This is a genomic window from Micromonospora sp. II (assembly GCF_001709195.1).
Classification (GTDB): Bacteria; Actinomycetota; Actinomycetes; order Mycobacteriales; family Micromonosporaceae; genus Micromonospora; species Micromonospora chalcea.
Window position 1 is genome coordinate 1 of the sequence record NZ_LYXF01000087.1, and the last position, 1,285, is coordinate 1,285.

Genomic DNA, 1,285 nt, shown 5'->3' on the forward strand with positions numbered 1-1,285 from the left:
GGCAGGTGGTGGTGGCGGATGTGCGGTGGGATCGGTTTGTGCCGTCGTTCACGGCGTTGCGTCCGTCCCGGTTGTTCACCGACATCCCCGAAGCACAGGCGGCGATCGAGGCGGCGTCCCGAGCCGAGACCGGCCCCACCGACCGGGCCTCCGCACTGCGCGAGCGGCTCGCGGCCCTGACGTCGCCGGAGGTCGAGGCGTCCCTGCTGGACCTCGTACGCTCCCAGGTCGCCACGGTGCTCGGCCACGCCACCGTGGAGGCGGTGCGGCCGGACCGGGCGTTCCAGCGTCTCGGCTTCGACTCGCTCACCGCAGTCGAGCTGCGCAACCGGCTGACCGCCGAAACCGGCCTCGCATTGCCCTCCACCCTCGTCTTCGACCACCCGACGCCGGCCGCCCTGGTCGCCTTCATCCGGGAGACCGTGCTCGGAGCATCGGGCGACGCGCCGGCCGACCGCAGGGTCGCCACCGTCGACGACGACCCGATCGTGATCGTCGGCATGGGCTGCCGCCTCCCGGGTGGCGTCGCGTCCCCGGAAGAACTGTGGCAACTGCTCGCCACCGGACGCGACGGCATCTCCGAGTTCCCCCTCGACCGGGGCTGGGACAGCTTCCTCAGCAGCGGCCTGTCCGACACGTCCTTCGCCCGCAGGGGCGGCTTCGTCTACGACGCCGGCGAGTTCGACGCCGAGTTCTTCGGCATCTCGCCGCGGGAGGCGCTCGCCATGGACCCGCAGCAGCGGCTGCTGCTGGAGACCTCGTGGGAGGCAGTCGAGTCGGCGGGCATCGACCCGACCACCCTGCGGGGCGGCGCGGTCGGCGTCTTCGCCGGGGCCAGCTTCCAGGGGTACGCCAGCGGGTCGGTCGGTCGGGCCCAGGAGGTCGGCGGCCACCTGCTCACCGGCAACGCGACAAGCGTGTTGTCGGGCCGGGTGGCGTACTCGTTCGGCTTCGAGGGGCCGGCGGTGACTGTGGACACGGCGTGTTCGTCGTCGCTTGTGGCGTTGCATCTGGCGGCGCAGGCGCTGCGGTCCGGCGAGTGTGACCTCGCCCTGGCCGGCGGCGTCACCGTGATGGCCTCACCGGGCACGTTCGCCGAGTTCTCGATCCAGGGCGGCCTGTCCGCCGACGGCCGCTGCAAGTCGTTCTCGGACGCCGCGGACGGCACGGGTTGGTCCGAGGGTGTCGGGGTGCTGGTGGTGCAGCGGTTGTCGGATGCGCGGCGTGACGGGCGTCGGGTGCTGGCGGTGGTGCGGGGTTCGGCGGTGAATCAGGATGGTGCGTC

The 1,285-nt window shown here is 72.5% G+C and carries 1 protein-coding gene; it reads left to right on the forward strand.

Annotated features, from left to right (window positions below):
• Positions 1–38 precede the first annotated feature (38 nt).
• A partial coding sequence (locus A8711_RS30070) for a type I polyketide synthase (protein ID WP_369830136.1) occupies positions 39–1,285 on the forward strand: 1,247 nt, incomplete at its 3' end.